Annotated in this window: 12 protein-coding genes; 8 read left to right on the top strand and 4 right to left on the bottom strand. The window is 47.7% G+C overall.

The window, feature by feature from the left end:
• Window positions 1-47: 47 nt before the first annotated feature.
• On the bottom strand, window positions 48-8435 hold the full coding sequence (locus ACAN54_RS00405) for an HYR domain-containing protein (protein ID WP_379150862.1): 8388 nt from the start codon (window positions 8433-8435) through the stop codon (window positions 48-50).
• Window positions 8436-8528: 93 nt separating this feature from the next.
• Window positions 8529-8933 carry a hypothetical protein gene (locus tag ACAN54_RS00400; RefSeq protein WP_379150859.1) on the bottom strand — a complete coding sequence of 135 codons (405 nt, stop codon included), beginning with the start codon at window positions 8931-8933 and terminating at the stop codon, window positions 8529-8531.
• A gap of 318 nt (window positions 8934-9251) precedes the next feature.
• Between ACAN54_RS00400 and ACAN54_RS00395 the strand changes: the two genes are divergently transcribed.
• The 4 genes from ACAN54_RS00395 (at window position 9252) to ACAN54_RS00380 (ending at window position 13395) form a co-directional block, all read left to right on the top strand.
• Window positions 9252-9611, top strand: a complete 360-nt coding sequence (locus ACAN54_RS00395) for an RNA polymerase sigma factor (RefSeq protein WP_379150856.1) — start codon at window positions 9252-9254, stop codon at window positions 9609-9611.
• Between the two features lie 29 nt (window positions 9612-9640).
• The gene (locus ACAN54_RS00390; protein ID WP_244169865.1) at window positions 9641-9769 is read left to right on the top strand and encodes a hypothetical protein; all 129 of its coding nucleotides are present in this window, start codon (window positions 9641-9643) and stop codon (window positions 9767-9769) included.
• A 121-nt stretch (window positions 9770-9890) separates the two neighbouring features.
• Entirely contained in the window at window positions 9891-10847 is a 957-nt protein-coding gene (locus ACAN54_RS00385; protein ID WP_379150852.1) for a serine hydrolase domain-containing protein, read from the top strand.
• Window positions 10848-11697: 850 nt separating this feature from the next.
• Complete coding sequence (locus tag ACAN54_RS00380; RefSeq protein ID WP_379150848.1) at window positions 11698-13395, top strand: methyl-accepting chemotaxis protein; 1698 nt, start codon at window positions 11698-11700, stop codon at window positions 13393-13395.
• 79 nt (window positions 13396-13474) lie between these two features.
• Here the strand turns inward: ACAN54_RS00380 and ACAN54_RS00375 are convergent, their stop codons facing one another.
• Complete coding sequence (locus ACAN54_RS00375) at window positions 13475-14236, bottom strand: CPBP family intramembrane glutamic endopeptidase (protein ID WP_379150844.1); 762 nt, start codon at window positions 14234-14236, stop codon at window positions 13475-13477.
• 206 nt (window positions 14237-14442) lie between these two features.
• Between ACAN54_RS00375 and ACAN54_RS00370 the strand changes: the two genes are divergently transcribed.
• Together ACAN54_RS00370 and ACAN54_RS00365 are read left to right on the top strand one after the other, a co-directional pair.
• The gene (locus ACAN54_RS00370) at window positions 14443-15420 is read left to right on the top strand and encodes an SHOCT domain-containing protein (protein ID WP_379150840.1); all 978 of its coding nucleotides are present in this window, start codon (window positions 14443-14445) and stop codon (window positions 15418-15420) included.
• Between the two features lie 167 nt (window positions 15421-15587).
• Window positions 15588-15941 carry a hypothetical protein gene (locus tag ACAN54_RS00365; protein ID WP_379150837.1) on the top strand — a complete coding sequence of 118 codons (354 nt, stop codon included), beginning with the start codon at window positions 15588-15590 and terminating at the stop codon, window positions 15939-15941.
• Window positions 15942-16022: 81 nt separating this feature from the next.
• Here the strand turns inward: ACAN54_RS00365 and ACAN54_RS00360 are convergent, their stop codons facing one another.
• Window positions 16023-16196 carry a hypothetical protein gene (locus ACAN54_RS00360; RefSeq protein WP_379154230.1) on the bottom strand — a complete coding sequence of 58 codons (174 nt, stop codon included), beginning with the start codon at window positions 16194-16196 and terminating at the stop codon, window positions 16023-16025.
• Window positions 16197-16387: 191 nt separating this feature from the next.
• Between ACAN54_RS00360 and ACAN54_RS00355 the strand changes: the two genes are divergently transcribed.
• Window positions 16388-17725: an MFS transporter gene (locus ACAN54_RS00355; protein ID WP_379150834.1), complete on the top strand. Its 1338-nt coding sequence runs from the start codon at window positions 16388-16390 to the stop codon at window positions 17723-17725.
• Window positions 17726-17780: 55 nt separating this feature from the next.
• Window positions 17781-18536 (top strand): PIG-L deacetylase family protein, encoded by a 756-nt coding sequence (locus tag ACAN54_RS00350; protein WP_379150831.1) that lies wholly within the window; start codon window positions 17781-17783, stop codon window positions 18534-18536.
• The last annotated feature ends 96 nt before the right edge of the window (window positions 18537-18632 follow it).

Raw genomic sequence — 18632 nt, 5'->3', positions numbered from 1 at the left:
ATGCAGCCTGGAAGCTGTTACGCTGTTACAATGTAGTTCTTGCTGGCTTACGGTTCCATGCCTGCAATCAGATTGCCGGAAGAGTAGACCGTAATTTTATTGGTGTCTGTATAATCTGTTGCCGACGTATTGAAGGAATAGTCATTCGTCTGGGTATAGTTGGAAAAATTAGATTTCCAGAACCTGCATTGGATCTCAACTTCTTCACCCGGCTTCAGACTTCCCGCACCGCTGGAGAAGCTGATCTCCAGGTAATAATCGCTACCGGTCTTGCTGGCGGCCTTTTGGAAGCTTCCTGTAACATAGGACTGAATGTTGCTGCTGGAGCTCGATACCCGTGCGTAATCGGTATAGTAACCCTGCGTTTTCTCTCCATCAATGGTGTAGTAATATCTAAGCTTAATGTTTGAAAGCTGAATAGTGCTGCTGCTTGTGTTCTCAAAGATTATTCTCGGAGCAATCGTATTGGTGAGGCTCGTTCTGGTGCCGTTGTACGATTGAACTTTGAAAATCTGGGTAACGGTTACGTACTGGACTGCTGTGGATACATTTCCGTTCGCATCAGTGGCAGTCCAGGTAACAGTTGTCTTGCCTATCGGAAACCCATCCGCAGGAGCATCATTTTTCAATGTGTATCCAAAAATATCATTCACTGTTGCCTGGCCCAAAGTCACTTGTGTTTTGACGCCTTTCGCCATGATGGTTACGTCTGCCGGTACTTTAAGAACGGGCTTCGTTGTATCCACCACCGTAATCTTTTGCACACCGGTAGTTACGTTGCCGTTCTCATCCGTAGCTGTCCATTTCACTTCAGTTACACCTAGCGGATAATCCGCAGGGGCATTCGAACTCACAGTTACTTTGTAAATGTCTGTGCCTGTCGCTAGTCCGATCTCCACTGGCGTCTTCAGCGCAGTTGCTTCGACTGTCTTGTCAGCTGGCAGCTTCAGAGCAGGCTTTGTCGTATCCACCACTGTAATCTTTTGCACACCAGTCGTTACGTTGCCGTTCTCATCCGTAGCCGTCCATTTCACTTCAGTTACACCCAGTGCATAATCCGCAGGGGCATTCGAACTCACAGTTACTTTGTAAATGTCTGTGCCTGTCGCTAGTCCAATCTCCACTGGCGTCTTCAGCGCTGTAGCTTCGACCGTCTTGTCAGCTGGCAGCTTCAGAGCAGGCTTTGTCGTATCCACCACTGTAATCTTTTGTACACCAGTCGTTACGTTGCCGTTCTCATCCGTAGCTGTCCATTTCACTTCAGTTATACCCAGCGCATAATCCGCAGGAGCATCCGAGATCACAGTTACTTTGTAAATGTCTTTACCTGTCGCTAATCCAATCTCCACTGGCGTCTTCAGCGCTGTAGCTTCGACCGTCTTGTCAGCTGGCAGCTTCAGAGCAGGCTTTGTCGTATCCACCACTGTAATCTTTTGTACACCAGTCGTTACGTTGCCGTTCTCATCCGTAGCTGTCCATTTCACTTCAGTTATACCCAGCGCATAATCCGCAGGAGCATCCGAGATCACAGTTACTTTGTAAATGTCTTTACCTGTCGCTAATCCAATCTCCACTGGCGTCTTCAGCGCTGTAGCTTCGACCGTCTTGTCAGCTGGCAGCTTCAGAGCAGGCTTTGTCGTATCCACCACTGTAATCTTTTGTACACCAGTCGATACGTTGCCGTTCTCATCCGTAGCTGTCCATTTCACTTCAGTTATACCCAGCGCATAATCCGCAGGAGCATCCGAGATCACAGTTACTTTGTAAATGTCTTTACCTGTCGCTAATCCAATCTCCACTGGCGTCTTCAGCGCTGTAGCTTCGACCGTCTTGTCAGCTGGCAGCTTCAGAGCAGGCTTTGTCGTATCCACCACTGTAATCTTTTGTACACCAGTCGTTACGTTGCCGTTCTCATCCGTAGCTGTCCATTTCACTTCAGTTACACCCAGCGCATAATCCGCAGGAGCATCCGAGATCACAGTCACTTTGTAAATGTCTGTGCCTGTCGCTAGTCCGATCTCCACTGGCGTCTTCAGCGCAGTTGCTTCGACCGTCTTGTCGGCTGGCAGCTTCAGAGCAGGCTTTGTCGTATCCACTACTGTAATCTTTTGTACACCAGTCGTTACGTTGCCGTTCTCATCTGTAGCTGTCCATTTCACTTCAGTTACACCCAGCGCATAATCCGCAGGAGCATCCGAGATCACAGTTACTTTGTAAATGTCTGTACCTGTTGCTAGTCCGATCTCCACTGGCGTCTTCAGCGCAGTTGCTTCGACCGTCTTGTCGGCTGGCAGCTTCAGAGCAGGCTTTGTCGTATCCACTACTGTAATCTTTTGTACACCAGTCGTTACGTTGCCGTTCTCATCTGTAGCTGTCCATTTCACTTCAGTTACACCCAGCGCATAATCCGCAGGAGCATCCGAGATCACAGTTACTTTGTAAATGTCTGTACCTGTTGCTAGTCCGATCTCCACTGGCGTCTTCAGCGCAGTTGCTTCGACCGTCTTGTCGGCTGGCAGCTTCAGAGCAGGCTTTGTCGTATCCACTACTGTAATCTTTTGTACACCAGTCGTTACGTTGCCGTTCTCATCTGTAGCTGTCCATTTCACTTCAGTTACACCCAGCGCATAATCCGCAGGAGCATCCGAGATCACAGTTACTTTGTAAATGTCTGTACCTGTTGCTAGTCCGATCTCCACTGGCGTCTTCAGCGCAGTTGCTTCGACCGTCTTGTCGGCTGGCAGCTTCAGAGCAGGCTTTGTCGTATCCACCACTGTAATCTTTTGTACACCAGTCGTTATGTTGCCGTTCTCATCTGTAGCTGTCCATTTCACTTCAGTTACACCTAGTGCATAATCCGCAGGAGCATCCGAGATCACAGTTACTTTGTAAATGTCTGTACCCTTTGCCTGACCAATGTCTACTGGCGTCTTCAGCGCGGTCGCCTCGACTGTCTTGTCGACAGGCAAGATCAGATCCGGTTTTGTTGTATCGACTACCGTAATCTTCTGTATGCCTGTGGTCACATTGCCGTTCGCATCTTTTGCGGTCCAGGTGACTTCTGTTGTTCCCAGCGGATAATCCGCCGGAGCGTTACTGGTTACGGTCACGTCATAGATATCCGTTGCCGTTGCCAGTCCGATTTCAACCGGAGTCCGCACTGCAGTTGCTTCCAGAGTGATGTCTGCCGGTAGCTTGAGTACGGGTTTGACTGTATCTGTGATCGTCACCGTTACGATTCCAATCATTGCATTACCGTTCGCATCTTTTGCGGTCCATGTTACTTTTGTGGTTCCCAGAGGGAATTTCGCAGTAATGCTCTCCCCTGTAGTGATCGGGTCTTGACTTCCAAATCCTGGAGCATCCGTAGTTAATACGACCGGAAACAGCTCCAGCACCTCAGGCACTTCCAGTTCTACCGGTGTTGCCAGCGCAGTTGCTTCCTTGGTCAGATGCAAAGATCCTTTGAATTTCAGCACAGGTTGCGTGGTATCCACAACAGTTATTTTCTGCACACCTGTGATTTCATTGCCGTTCTTGTCCTTGGCCGTCCATGTGACTGTAGTTGTGCCCAGCGGGTAGTCCGCCGGAGCATCCGATGTCACTGTAACGGGGAAAATATCCTTGGCCGCAGCTTGCCCTATTCCGACGGGGGTACGAATGGCTGTCGCCTCTACCGTCTGATCCTCAGGTACGGTAAGCGACGGCTTAGTCGTATCCACTACGGTAATCTTTTGGACACCAGTGGACACATTACCGTTCTCATCCGTAGCCGTCCATGTGACTTCAGTAGTACCCAGCGGGTAGTCTGCAGGGGCATTACTTACAATCGTATATTTGAAAATATCTGCCGCTGTTGCCTGTCCGGTCTCCACAACTGTCTTCACCGCCGTGGCTTCAACCGTTTGATCCTTAGGTACAGTGAGTACCGGTCTGCTCGTATCCACCACCGTAATCTTCTGCACCTTCGTTGCTACATTGCCGTTCTCATCCGTAGCCGTCCAGGTGACTTCAGTGGTACCCAGCGGATAATCTGCAGGGGCATTGCTCACAATCGTATATTTGAAAATATCTGCTGCCGTTGCCTGTCCGGTCTCCACAACTGTCTTCACCGCCGTGGCTTCAACCGTTTTATTCGCAGGTACGCTGAGTACCGGACTGGTTGTATCTACTACTGTAATCTTCTGCACCTTCGTAGTTACGTTGCCGTTTGCATCTGTTGCGGTCCAAATAACCTCAGTTACGCCTAATGGATAGGTTTCTGGTGCGTTGCTGGTTACCGTAACTTTATAGATGTCCGTCCCTGTCGCCTGTCCAATCTCTACAGGAGTTTTCACTGCGGTGGCTTCCACCGACAAGTCCTCCGGCACACTTAGTACAGGCTTTGTGGTATCTACCACTGTAATCTTCTGCACACCTGTGGACACATTGCCATGCTCATCGGTAGCCGTCCAGGTGACTTCTGTTGCACCAATCGGAAAAGACTCCGGAGCATTACTTGTCACAGTAACGTTGAATACATCTGTAGCTGTTGCCTGCCCGATCCCGACAGGAGTCTGTAATGCCGAAGCTTCTGCCTGAACATCCTTAGGCACACTCAGCACCGGCTTCGTCGTGTCAACTACCGTAACCTTTTGTATGCGGGTGGATAAATTGCCGTTCTTGTCTTTAGCCGTCCAGGTCACCTCAGTAATTCCAATAGGAAAAGCAATCGGAGCATCACTGGTAACCGATGCAACTCCAAAAATATCCGTCACTGCAGGCACCGCCAGTTGAACCTGAGTCTCGCGGCTGGTTGCCTCCACTTTTAAATCCGGTATAGCAGCAATGGAAGGTTTCGTTGTATCAACGATGGTAATGGTCTGAGTTGCACTGCTGATATTGCCATTCGCGTCTGTCGCTTTCCAGGTCACAATGGTCTTGCCCAGCGGATAGCTTGCCGGAGCATTGCTGACGATCTCAACCGGGAACAAGTCAGTAGCCGTCGCTTGACCAATGTTGACTGGTGTATTTACCGCTGTAGCTTCTTTGCTAATATCTGCTGGTACTTTCAGAACTGGAAGTGTTGTATCTTCTACAGTTACTTTTTGTTTACCTGTAGTTATTTTTCCGTTGGCATCCTTGGCAGTCCAAGTGACTTCGGTAATCCCTACTGGATAATCTGCCGGAGCATTGCTGGTTACCGTAACCGGAAAAATATCGGTCGCTGTAGCAGTGCCAATCTGAACTATTGATCTTAATGCAGTGGCTTCAACCCGGACATCCGCAGGGACATGGAGTTCAGGATTGGTATTATCGGTAACGGTTACATTCTGTGTGCCTATAGCCACATTACCGCTCGCATCCGTAGCCATCCATGTGACCTTGGTGGTGCCAACAGCAAAATCTACTGGCGCATCGTTAATCACAGTAACCTTGAATAAATCTGTGACTGTAGGCTGCCCGAGCGGAACTACAGATCGGATTGCCGTCGCCTCCGTTGTAATATTGGCCGGTACAATGAGAATTGGTTTGGTCGTATCCACGACCTTGATCTTCTGGGTACCTGTAGTCGCATTTCCGTGCTCATCGGTAACGGTCCAGATGACTTCTGTCGTTCCCAGAGGGAAATCTGCAGGCGCATTATTGGTAACCGTCACCGGAAAGATCTCAGTCACGATCGGCTGGCCGATGTCTACCTTCGTTCTTTCTCCGGTTGCTTCTGCTGTCTTATCTCCTGGGAGTGTGACCAGTGGCTTGGTGGTATCCGTCACAATAACCGTCTGCGTCCCCTTGGTGATGTTGCCATTCTCATCGGTGGCTGTCCAGGTGACCAGAGTTTTACCGACAGTATAGCTATCCGGGGCATTGCTGGTAATGATGACCTTGAAAATATCCGTTGCAGACGCCGCTCCGATGGTTACCGGAGTCTTGATTCCTGTGGCTTCTGCTGAGATATCCTTGGGTACCGTAAGCACTGGAACCGTTGTATCCGTAACCGTAACGTTCTGAACGGCTTTGGTTACATTCCCGTTTTCATCTGTCGCTGTCCAGGTTACCTTGGTGACCCCTACTGTAAAATATTCCGGAGCATCATTAACTAACAGGACATCGAACAAATCTGCGGCCTTCGCTGCTCCAACCTCCAGCTTCATCCGGGTGTCGGTTGCTTCAATACTGATATCCTTCGGAAGCGTCAATACAGGCTTGGTTGTGTCAGTTATCGTAATCAGCTGTTCTGCTGTCGTGACATTTCCATTCTCATCCTCTGCTTTCCAGGTCACCTTAGTGGTGCCTACCGGAAAGTCCACAGGTGCATTATTAGTAATATTCACTTTAAAAATATCTTCTGCTGTTGCCGTGCCTACGGATAGCGGAGTTCTTCTGCCCGTAGCTTCTTTTGTGATGTTTGCAGGGACGGTGAGTACCGGCTTGATCGTGTCAACCACGATAACATTCTGTGTAGCGGTAATCACGTTGCTGTTCGCATCTGTAGCCGTCCATGTGACTTTGGTCGTACCGATTGGAAATTCCTTTGGAGCATCGTTGACCACGATGACCGGGAAAATATCCTTTGCCGACGCGCCGCTGACAATGACAGGTGTCTGCACAGCGGTTGCTTCAACTACGATATCCCCTTGTACAGTGAGTACAGGTTTGGTTGTATCTTTTACCGTTACTTTCTGCACCTGCGAGGAGGTATTCCCTACCGGGTCTACCGCAGTCCATTTCACGGTTGTCGTTCCGATTGGATAATCGGCCGGAGCATCGTTCGTCACAATCACATCCGGGATGGAAATATCCTGCACAGAAGCTTTGCCAATCTCGACAGGAGTACGAACGGCCTTAGCCTCAATAGTGATATCTGAAGGTACAGTAATCACCGGAATGGTTTTGTCTATTTTCACTTCAGTCTTCTGAACGGGAGTACTGTTCCCCGCCTGGTCTACAGCCCAGAATGTGAGCGGTGTGATGCCCTCAGTCTGAACAGCAAATGTTGTCGTAGTGCCGGCTACAACCTTCTCTTCGCCTGCTGCACCCAAGACATAATGAATTTCCTTGACACCGGAATTTGCATCGGAGGCGGTAAGAGCGACGGTGACATTAGCACTGTTCCAGCCTTTTGCGTTCGCCTCAGGGCTTACAATGCTTGAGATCACCGGACCGCTTTTGTCGATTTTTACATTTACGGTTTTAGCCGCCTCGACATTCCCTGTTTTGTCCACAGCCCAATAGGTGACGGTAGTTGTTCCTTCCTCGCTGATCTCCATATCCGCACTTCCACCCGCCGTTTTCACAGCATCATTGACACCACTCTTATAGTAGATGGAATCGATACCTGAATATGGATCGGCGGCGCTAAAATGAAGTGTAACCTTATCGTGACTCCAGCTGCCTGTTTCTGAAGCCGCTGGAGTTACGGTCGTAACCGGAGCAGTTTTATCAATCTTGATTGGACCGAAGGTAACGATGGAATAATGGCTCTGGTCCTCATCACTGGAAGCTGCGCCGTCTACCGCTTTACCGGTAGCCATCTGACCCGCGCCTTCTGCAGTAAAATTCTGGTCCGGGGTCAGTGATTTGATCGGAGACAGCGTATCATTTGCTGTGTAGTGAACAGTCACCGAATGATTCGTCCATGTTCCGGCAATGTAAGGAGCTCCCGCATCGGTTAATGCAGATGCCGTAATGGTCGGCGGCGTAGTATCAATCAGGTTCGACCCCACTGACCCGACCTCCACACGAAAGGTAACCGGCTGGAGGCCAGGCACCGTGGCTTTAACTTCCACTGTCCGGATGACCCCTGTGCTCTTGGAATAGACCTGGTACCCTTCACCTACATAACTTGTGTAGGTATTGGCAGCAGAAGCATAACCATTCGCATCCGTGACAACAGTGACGCCCGTACTGTTCAGTCCGCGCATAACCGCGGTGATCGTGCTATCCTCAGAAGCAGTGAAGGTAACCGGAACTCCGGCAAGCGGATTGCCGGCCAGATCCTTGACCGCGACTACCTGAGGAAGCATAAATCCGCGTCCGCCTGGAATGACCCCAGAAGCCTGCGACAGCTTCATTTGCTGCAGCAGCGGTGATACTGCGCTCATCGTCCCCTCCACATTGCTTACAGCGAGCAGACTCATCTGGTAAGCCCCGTGATGCAGGATGACTCCGAGTGATGGGTCCAGCCTATACACTGAATTCGCTACCGATGAGTAGACGGAATCTTTGACTGTCAATCCATCCTCTGTCTGCTCAGCAGGTGGTTCTGCATCATACGGTGACGCATATGCCTTGCCTGCTCCCGCATCCTCCGAATGGCTGGATAACCATTTCTCTGACCCGAATACGGCCCCGGGAGTCAACATCAGGATCAGGAGCGTGAGGCATAACCATTTGGTGATGATGCCTAACTTTCTGTACTGAACATGCTTTACTCTTCTTTTCGATTGTTTCATCATGCATCCCCTAACTTTTTTTGTGATAAACGTACCGGCAATGGCGATAACCTGTTCCTCCTTTACTTAACAAAGGGAAATCAGGGCTGTTTTTTACAACTGTTTATTGCGGTTCACATAAACTTCTATTTTCGTTTCGATCCAGGCTTCGAGATCACCAACCACAAGACTCAGCTCCTTTTTGGCAGCCTCCCCCAATAGGACTATGGCTCTCTCTTTAGCCAGCTTGAATGACTTCTCCATCGCCGCTGCGTCAAAAGCACCCTGCTGTTTCAACCCCTCTACAAACGTCTGATTCACCGCAATAACTGCAGATTCAATGGCATCTGAAGCCCGGTCCAGATGCGTGTTCACAGCCTCGACCCCTATCCTTTCTTCCAGATGGGCAATTTCCCGTTTGATATACGCAATCATAGATTTCGCCAATAGACCCAACAGCGGAACAACCATTACGGTAAGAATGGTATTGATGATCTCGGGTGTAAAATAATCCTTCATCGTATCGCCTCCAAAAAGTGTAGTTTCGACATACCAACCCAATTTTTCCTCATAATAGATGGTAAATCAGCAGACATTATTACAACTTCGCTAACAATAATAGTAAACATGTAAATTTATGTTTTTGATAGTTGTGGAATCTATGGAATATTCTACTTGTTATATAAGGAGAATATTCAGCTGATCTATCCTATGCTTAACATATGGAGACACCTGTCGGTTCCAATGGAAGGGGCGATATACGGTGGGATCGGGCCTGGGGGAACAGGCTGCGCTGGCTAATTCTTTTCCGCAAAACTAAACCATGGGGGAGTAATCATGATTACCTGTGAAGACGAGTTAGTAGAAACCTGCAGAAAACTGTTAAAACGCTCAGCATGGAGAATCCAGTATAAGACCCGCAATCAACTGATAAGAGAAAGTAAACCTATTTATGACAATCAGCTTTATGACAACAGCTTTGAGAGCCTGGTGATTTCGGATCTGTTTGTTGACGAGCTTCTGGAAACGATTCCTTGGGAAAAATGCAGGTATATCATTAAAAAAACTGTGATTGAGGGCATGCCGGAACATGAGGTTGCAATCGAGTTACATATGACTCAACAGGGGGTAAGCAAATGGAAGCGGAAGGGCCTAGAAATACTGAGGGAATATCTCATCACTTCGTCGATACAGTAAAAAAAGCGCAGAATGGTGATAAAGCGTCCATGGAGGACATTCTTAGTCTCTTCTCGGTAGATATCGAATATTTGTCCAAGTTCATTATGCTGCCCCGGGAAGAAGCTATCCAGACCTTGAAGATCGAACTTATCAATATTGTATATCAGGATTTATAAATATAAAAAGCTGTCTGGAGCTCATCCGGGCAGCTTTTTCGTGTACTGCGGATTTTCCGCAGCCCTATTGGGGTATTATATCAACGGATGATATGATATCCCTTAAGAAAGGGTGAGTGGTATGAATCTGATGACATTAACTACAGCGATTGCCCCTTTACATTTGAGAAGCTGCCTGATCAGCCTCCAGGGCGAACTGAAGTTTGAATATTATAGAGATGACCGCATAGCATCAGAGATTGCCAAGATCAATTCCTGCACCAAAAGCGTGCTTTCTTCGCTGATCTGCATTGCAATGGATCAAAGCCTGCTTCAGCCTGCTTCGGTAGCGTCAGAATTCTTCCCACAGCTGGGCCGGGATAAGGATGCACGCAAACAGAAGATCACGATTGAACATTTATTAACCTTATCTGCCGGTTTTCGCTGGACCGAATTCGGCGGTCAAAATTCATTCCCCAAGATGACCCGCTCCCCAAATTGGGTGAAGTATGTATTGGAGCAGCCGCTGGCACATGATCCTGGCACAAGTATGGAATACAATTCCGGGATCTCGCAAATGTTATCAGCCATTCTGGTCCAAGCCTCGGGAAAGTCAACGGCACAGTTTGCCGAGGAATTTCTCTTCGGCCCCCTTGGTATTGTGGACTATCAATGGGAGACGGATCCACAAGGTATTCACACGGGTGGGTTTGGGCTTCAGTTACGGCCGGGCGACTTGCTGAAATTTGGACAGCTTTATTTACAAGGAGGAATGTGGGAGCAGCAGCAGGTGATTTCTCGTGAATGGGTAGCTCGCTCGGTGAAACCGGTCATGGTTGCCGAACCTCCCCGCCACGGCGGGTATGGCTGGCACTGGTGGACTGATTCCTACCCGCTAGCTGCAAAAAGCGGAGGACCTCCCTCTGCCATGGACTATTTTTACGCTCGGGGATACGCAGGACAATTCGTATATGTCCTTCCGGAGATTAAGGCAGTCGTAGTGCTCACCCAAGACAATAAGCGTGGCAAAAACAACCCGCCTCCAGATGTTTTCCGTGAATGTGTAGCCCCCCTGCTTGTCCAAAACACATTCATATAAACGCATAAATCCCCGTTCACCTTATGTACAAGGTAACGGGGATTTATGTTTTAACTACTGTATGCACTTCTATCATTTCCTCCAAGTAACAAGCCATATCCCTGACATGGTGATTGTTCTCATATTCAAATTACCGTATTACCCGTTCTCTCCTGTCCGGAGTGTTATCCATGTCCTGCATATGGGGTGAATTCCCGCGTACACGATTTCACGAAAAACGTTTTCACCGGCGTTTTTCCCGTTGTGAAGATCGTATTAGTACGCTTCGCTAACCTTTTTCAATGGAATCACGCTCTTTCTTCCGCAAGATCACTCCTGCTTGAATGAATAGCCTTTTCCTTTAATAAAGATTTGCTGTGGTTTCCCGCATCCCCACGGTCTGCCGAAAGATGTTGTCACTTCCATCCTTCTACCCGCAGCCGATTCCGGCATGCTTCGCTAACTCAGTACATTGGATTCTCTCCTTTCCTACATTCATTTCTAAATTTAGGAATGAGACAGTCACCCGGGTAACCACTGACCTTTGCTTTTGTGGTTCCTGTGGTGATGCCTCTATTCTAGCGTATTATAGATAAAATTTAAAACTCCATAAGATACTATATTCCAGCCTATTTCCTGATATTCGCTGATCTCTACATCTGGCCTTCAGAAGTCTAAGAAATCCTGCGGATTATGCGGTTTTGGTTGCGTTTTCATTTCCAGCATCAAAACCAGTAGCAAATCTTATACTATTTCTTTGGCACTATATGGTATATACTTTTATAGTGATTTGTACCTATGCCCAGACAGGAGGTAGCTATGACAACAAGGGGTGCCTATCAGTAAATACATAAATTTGAGGTGGATTTCTTTGAAAGTTGCTAACAAGATCATCATTATGGCTAGTATTTCCCTCATCGTTGTGTCACTCGTAATTTGTTCCGTATTCTATACACAGAGCAGGAAAGCCGCCATTCTCTCTGGAGAAGAAAAGGCTATGGTCATTCTCAAAACCTTTGATTCCACTCTATCCGGAAGAGAATCCGCTGCAGAGCTTCAAGCAGCACTTAATACCTTAAAATCGGCTGACCTGGAGATCGTAGACTTTAATATTTACAGCCTAGGCAGCCAGCCCAAAGCGATAGCCTCCTTGGATGCGGCTGAAATTGGCAAACCTGCCGATAAGGAAGATATTACAGCAGCCAATGAAAACCGCACAGTAACCCTTTTAGATAATAATCTTGTGGATCTGACTGCTCCATTACATATCAATGGACAAATTACATATGTAGCCGGTGTTCAATTTGATATTGCTGATGAACTGGAGTCTTCCGTTGAATTGGTATATGACATGATTATCGTATCTTCTATTTTGCTGGTTGTGGTAATGGTGATTATCTGGCTGCTGGTCCGCAGGTTTTTCACCAAACCTCTGAATAGCTTTGTAAAGTTCTCTGAGCAAATAGCTGCCGGCGATCTACGCGCGGACATTGAAGTGCTTAACAACAGCCGCAAGGATGAGATCGGTATATTGTCCCGTTCCTTTTACCAGATGGTCTCTAACCTGAAGCAGACACTGCAACAAATTTCCCGTTCATCCAGCCAGTTAGCGGATAATGCTAACCAGATTTCACTTATATCCATCATGGCAAGCCGGTCAGAGAAGAGCATCGCCGCTTCCGTTGATGAAATCGCGAAGAACTCCAAGGAACAATCCGCTTCTATTGTGGAGAGCTCCCTGGGAATTGATGAAGTGGCCAAAGGCATCGAACAGATCTCCATGAGCACGGAGGATGTTGCCCATGCGTCTGCTTCCTCACTCACTCAGGCTGAGCAAGGCCGGGTAATCATTCATGAAACGCAGCAGATGATCGAAAATCTTGTTCTGGATTCCAGTGAATCTGTAGCGGTTATTGAACGTCTAGGGGAAAAAACAAAAGAAATTGACGGAATCATTGAGCTTATCTCACAAATATCCTCCCAGACCAATCTGTTAGCCTTAAATGCATCCATAGAAGCTGCCCGCGCAGGCGAACAAGGCAGAGGTTTCGCTGTCGTGGCGAATGAGGTGAAGAAGCTGGCGGAGAGATCCAAAACCGCGTCAGACCAAGTATCTGCAATGATCCGCTCCATTCAGAGTGAAACAGAGGCTGTTGTACTCCAGATCAACCTTAGCTCTGAGAAAACGGTTCAAGGCCTCCAATCGGTCCGGACAGCCGGTGAGGCATTTGAGCATATCACAGAAAAAGTGGATTCGGTGAATAGCCAGATTATTAATGTTTCAGCGATTGTCGAAGAGATCTCCTCCAGTTCGCAAGAGATTTCAGCCACAATCCAGCTCATCTCCAACCATGCGGAGCAATCCAGCGGAAAGGCTGCACATGCGGCAGAAGCTACTGTCAGATCCCTGTCAGCCATGCAGGAATTAATGGATTCCACAAGCAGTCTGACACGATTAGCAGAGGAGCTTGATACTCTGGTCAGCCAATTCCAACTGGAGGTTCAGCCGGCAGCTGAAACGGAAACGGAAACAGAGCCTGTATCAAATGAAGAACCGAATGTAGCCTAACCGGATAAGGCTCCTACGCTTCTGCACAAACACACCAGCCCGCAATCAGGAATAGCTCCTGCTTGCGGGCTGGTGTGTTTTACATAGATAAGCTATTCGATTTATTTCTCCGAGTCAAAATGACATATAAATAGATTCCATACAGCAAATACAGAATATTCAGCAGGGAGACTATCATAATTTCCTGATCCAAATTTTCATTACTGACCATGGCAAGAGCATCATAAATAAAATGAAATGCAATCAAGGGAATAATATTATCTGTAGTTTCAATTAAGAGTGCCAGAACACAGCCCAGCAGCAAGGCGTTGATGACCTGAAGAATAATATGTATGAACTCGGTTCCGTTTAACGCATTGGCCATATGCAGAATGCCAAAAAATACGGAAGAAAACACAATATAAAACACTGGCCCCTTGTGGCGTAGCTTGTCCCTGATGATTCCCCGGAATATGGTTTCCTCTGTAAAACCGACAAATACGGTCAGCAGCAGAATACTCGTGATCTCGATTCCTGTAAGCTTGAGATTGAATCCGCTCATAACCGGCTGAATCAGTGCGATGATCAGTAAGGGTATGTAATATAGCGCCTGCCTATCCTTAGACCCCATGAGTTTTCCGAATCCAAAACTGCCAATTGGCCGTTTACTCCTGCTCATGTACACCGTGATGATCACAGCCATAAGTAAAAAGGCACAAGCCTGAGCAAACCGGATTCCCGTATCGTCAAGCTCCATGATGCTTGCTGCAGCTGAGGCAACGGACACCAACAGGGTCAGTACAATGCCCAGCATGAGTGAAAATAAAACCGGATGTCCTTTTTTTGCGTTCGGTTCTTTCATAGCTCGTCTCCTTTATTATCATTTACAGTATCTTTGGATCAAGAGTCCAATAATGGGTTAATTGTAATACTTTCCTTGGTAAATATCTATTAAAAAGTAAATAAACCGTTAGTATTTTTTATACGAAAATAGTAGGATTTTGGAAGTGAAAAGCCGAATATGTAGTAGACTGATTTATTAACCTAATTATTTGAAGGAGTTTTGAGATGACAAATGATCAGCAATCCGGACAGGGTACAGTTGAATCCATACTCACCAATGCGATGAAGATTCCAGGTGTAAATGTGAACCGCCGGGAATTTTTGGCTCAACAATTTGCCAATTATGATACATCCAACAGCATGAATGTTATTTTGGATAAAGGGCCCCTTGAAGCCGGAATCCATATTTCCATCATTGATCGGATGGCGAAGACGCTGATAGAAAAAAGAACTGTCCTAAGCACGGCGGCGTCCACTGTTGCAGGACTTCCTGGCGGACTGGCCATGGCTGCCACCATTCCCGCGGACACTTTGCAGTTTTTTGGGGTAGCCCTGCGGATGTCTCAAGAATTAGCTTATCTATATGGGCGTGGGGATCTATGGCAAGAGGACCCTATGGACCCGGAGCATGTCACCCGTGAGCTTACTCTATATTTGGGTGTAATGTTCGGTGTAGCCGGTACAGCCTCTCTGCTGAAGCTTCTCACCGCGCGCATTTCCCAGCAGTTGTTGAAGAAGCTGCCCCAGAATGTCTTAACTCATACGATCTACTATCCGATTCTCAAAAAAACCTCTACCTACATCGGAATCAAAATTACAAAAAAGACATTCGCTCAAGGTGCCTCCAAATTCGTACCGCTCCTCGGCGGACTCCTGTCTGGCGGGATGACCTATTTCTCTATGAAACCAATGGGTGGCCGTCTGCGAGAAGCTCTTTCCGAAGCCAGCCATAATTACTCAGAGGCACAATTCAATCAGGATTACGAGTGCGTGCAGCGTTCGGCTGCCGATCCGGAGATCAATATTATAGAAGGCGAATTCTTCGATCTCGGTTTTGCTCCAGACAAAGAGAACGTAAGCAAAGGTAACTCCGACAAATTCAGTGTCGCTGACGAGCTGCTTAAATTCAAACAGCTGCTGGACATGGGCGCTATTAGCCAAGAGGAATTTGACCGGAAAAAGTCAGAACTTTTAAACAGCTAGACCGGGATTGTTATGATACAGGCATTTGCCATCACTTTACTGTAACGCAGTATTGAGAATTGAACGTCCTGCATGATATAATCTCTTAAGTCATTCAGGGAGATTTATCCCTTACAACACATAAGGGTTCGGGGGGTCATATCATCAAGAACAGTCACATTCGTATTGTGAAAGTATCGGCAGAAATAGAGAAAGATGAATACGAGATCAAGGTCAGCCACTGGCGGCTGCTCCTGGAGACAAACCGTTATTATGAGATCAAGCCAGAGAGCGGACCCGTGAAGAGAATCTATAAAGAGAAGATGAACACTGTTGTAGATGAGACTAAATCCTATACGGACGGAATTCTGACGTGTTCGGCATTTTGCATCGAAGATCAGGTAAGTGAAATGCATATCAAGATTCTGCAAAACCTTCAATCCAAGGTCAACTGCTATATGAATGAGCTACAGCTGAACCAAAAGGCGATCGAACAACTTAGTCTAGGCCCCCCCGCACAGGTACATCTGCCGGAGGAGTGAACCTGCAACATCATGTAATCTAACAACAGCCGGAAGGTCACAGTCCAATACTGTGGTCCTTCCGGCTGTTTGTTGTGCAGCTTATAGCAGGCCTGCATTCTTGACGGCATGCTCCCAGCTTGGAAAGTAATGCAGCGCACTGCGCATCAGTTCCGGATCATGCTGCTTAACTTGTTTTTTGTTCACGGTTCCACCGTTTGATTGCAGCTCTCTTATTCGGCTAATGACCTCGTCTGAACCTAGTGTAATCTCCAACATTCCCACTCCCTTCCTAATGTTATTTACTTACCATATTTTTCACATTCCGCAGGATTTCTATACCCTTTCCGAAGCGCCGGTTTCACAACGAATCATACTCTTGACAATATGTACAAATAAGCTATAAATAAACATAATTACGAATAATAGGTTTCTCCAAATCTTCCCGTAGAAAAGAGGGCAGCCGATTGAGTACAAAAGTAACTTTAGCAGAAAAAGTGGTGTTTTCCGGCGGATTACTCGGCCAAAATATGCTCTACAGCTTCATGTCGATGTACATTTTATTTTTTTATACTGACTTACTTGGCATTCCAGCAACGACGGCCAGCGTCATCTTGGTCACCGCAAGTACATTCGATGCTTGCCTGGACCCGGTCATGGGAATGATCACGGATAAAACACGTTCCAGGTGGGGGAAATTCAGGCCTTATTTGCTGTTTGCCCCGTTTCTGATTGCTGCCGCTACCGTGCTGTGCTTCATGAACTTTGGTACCTCTTCCACCATAACCGCAGCCATAGCAGCTATTTCTTATTTGCTGTGGGGAATGTTATACACTATCTGCGATACTCCACTCTGGGCATTATCCTCTGTTATTTCCAAAGATCCAGCGGAACGGACACTAGTCGTTACACTAGGCAAAATTGGCGGAACCATCGGGGCTGTGGTCATCACCATAGGCGGTATACAGCTCCTGCTTGCCTTCGGTGGTGAACGAAGCTCCCGTGCATATCTGTACTCTGCAATCATCGTATCGGTCATTGCCGCACTGGCCATTTGGCTGACTGGCATCTTGTCCAAAGAAAGAGTGGCCCCATCGGCTGACCGGACTCCCTTCCGCCAAAATCTGCAAACCGTATTCAAGAACAAACCACTCCTCACACTGCTGGCCTCACTGCTAATCATTAATCTCGTGACAGGCATCAGACAGAGCATTCAGCTCTACTATGTGGTCTATGTCTGGGGAGATGCCAGCTATGGCACACAGATCGGAATCAGTCTGGTAGTTGGCATGCTGCTTGGCATGACCGCAACCCCCAAATTGCTGGGTACCTTTTCCAAGAAAAGCGTGTTTATCTCCTCATGCCTCTTAGGCAGCCTCTCTTGCGTGATTCCTTATCTGTCCGGGGATCAGAATTTTCTGTTTACACTCGTGTTCTTAGGAATCAGTTTCTTTTTCTCAGGCATCACCACCATTGTCAGCACATCGATGCTGCTGGATACCATTGACTATTCAGAGTGGAAGCTGGGGTTCCGGGGGGAAGGGATTGTATTCTCAACAAATACCTTTATCTCCAAATTCAGCGGGGCAGTGTCCAGACTGATTATCGGGGCAAGTCTCGGGTTGCTGAACTACGTGGAGAATCAGCCGTCTTCTCCGGGACTCCAGCAGGGTCTAAGCTTGGTCATGTTTGTATTGCCCGCCATTTGTTTCCTCGGGGCTATTATTCCGATTCTGTTCTATACGATAAGCGACAAGCAGCGGATACAAACATTGATGGATTTGGAGGACCGCCGGTCGCTGTAACCAAAAGGCATCATCCTATCACCCATACTTTTAGCAAAAGAAGGAGCGATTCAAAATGAGTTCATCCATCCTGAACAGCCTTATGGCACCTCCCGATCTTACGGATTGCCGGAGAATATTGTGCGTTCAACCCCATCCCGATGACAATGAAGTAGGCATGGGCGGAACGATTGCCGCTTTTGCGGAGAAGGGTTGTGAGATTCATTACTTAACGGTAACCAATGGGGATTTGGGCAGTAGTGACGGCCTGATGTCCCATGCTGAGATTGCCAGGGTCCGCTCTCAGGAGCTTGAAGCGGCGGGACGCTCGCTTGGAGCCACAGTGTTCCACCAATTGCCGCACGGAGACGGCACACTGGAGCATATTCCGGCGCTGGCAGCGGAGATTGCCGAAATCATCCGTACCGTTCAGCCGGATGCAGTATTCTGCCCTGATCCATGGCTCCCCTATGAAGCCCACTATGATCATATTATTACCGGACGGGCAGCCGCCCAGGCCTTCTTATCCTCGGGATTGCCGCTGTATCCCCGGGGAACGGATACACAGGCCTGGCAGCCGAGAGCAATTGGCTTTTATTTCACGGCAGAACCCAATACCGTTATGGATATTACTCATTTCTTTGACCGGAAGTTCGCTGCTATGGCCCTTCACAGCAGCCAGTTCAATGAGGACACGCTGGCACTATACAACCTGTATTTCAAGAAGAAAGGGCTAGAACTTGCAGAAGGAAAGGAATTCGAGCTCGGCGAAGGATTTAAGGTGCTGTCACCGCTTCATCTGCATTGCTTCGTAGATGCCGGGCGGGTATAAATTGCCTCATGGTCAAGCCCTCCCCATTGATTAACTAAATCTCTCAGTATACTATGTTCTGGTTTGTCCTTATCATATGTTATAATACATTCACCC

The organism is Paenibacillus diazotrophicus (genome assembly GCF_042610465.1).
This window is presented reverse-complemented; position numbering and strand designations above follow the sequence as displayed.

Excerpts from the sequence above, each read along its gene's own strand:
- ACAN54_RS00350 (WP_379150831.1), top strand. The coding sequence starts at position 17,781 with ATGAGTTCATCCATCCTGAACAGCCTTATGGCACCTCCCGATCTTACG.
- ACAN54_RS00395 (WP_379150856.1), top strand. The coding sequence starts at position 9,252 with ATGATTACCTGTGAAGACGAGTTAGTAGAAACCTGCAGAAAACTGTTA.
- ACAN54_RS00375 (WP_379150844.1), bottom strand. The coding sequence starts at position 14,236 with ATGAAAGAACCGAACGCAAAAAAAGGACATCCGGTTTTATTTTCACTC.
- ACAN54_RS00400 (WP_379150859.1), bottom strand. The coding sequence starts at position 8,933 with ATGAAGGATTATTTTACACCCGAGATCATCAATACCATTCTTACCGTA.
- ACAN54_RS00370 (WP_379150840.1), top strand. The coding sequence starts at position 14,443 with ATGACAAATGATCAGCAATCCGGACAGGGTACAGTTGAATCCATACTC.
- ACAN54_RS00405 (WP_379150862.1), bottom strand. The coding sequence starts at position 8,435 with ATGAAACAATCGAAAAGAAGAGTAAAGCATGTTCAGTACAGAAAGTTA.
- ACAN54_RS00385 (WP_379150852.1), top strand. The coding sequence starts at position 9,891 with ATGAATCTGATGACATTAACTACAGCGATTGCCCCTTTACATTTGAGA.
- ACAN54_RS00390 (WP_244169865.1), top strand. The coding sequence starts at position 9,641 with ATGGAGGACATTCTTAGTCTCTTCTCGGTAGATATCGAATATTTGTCC.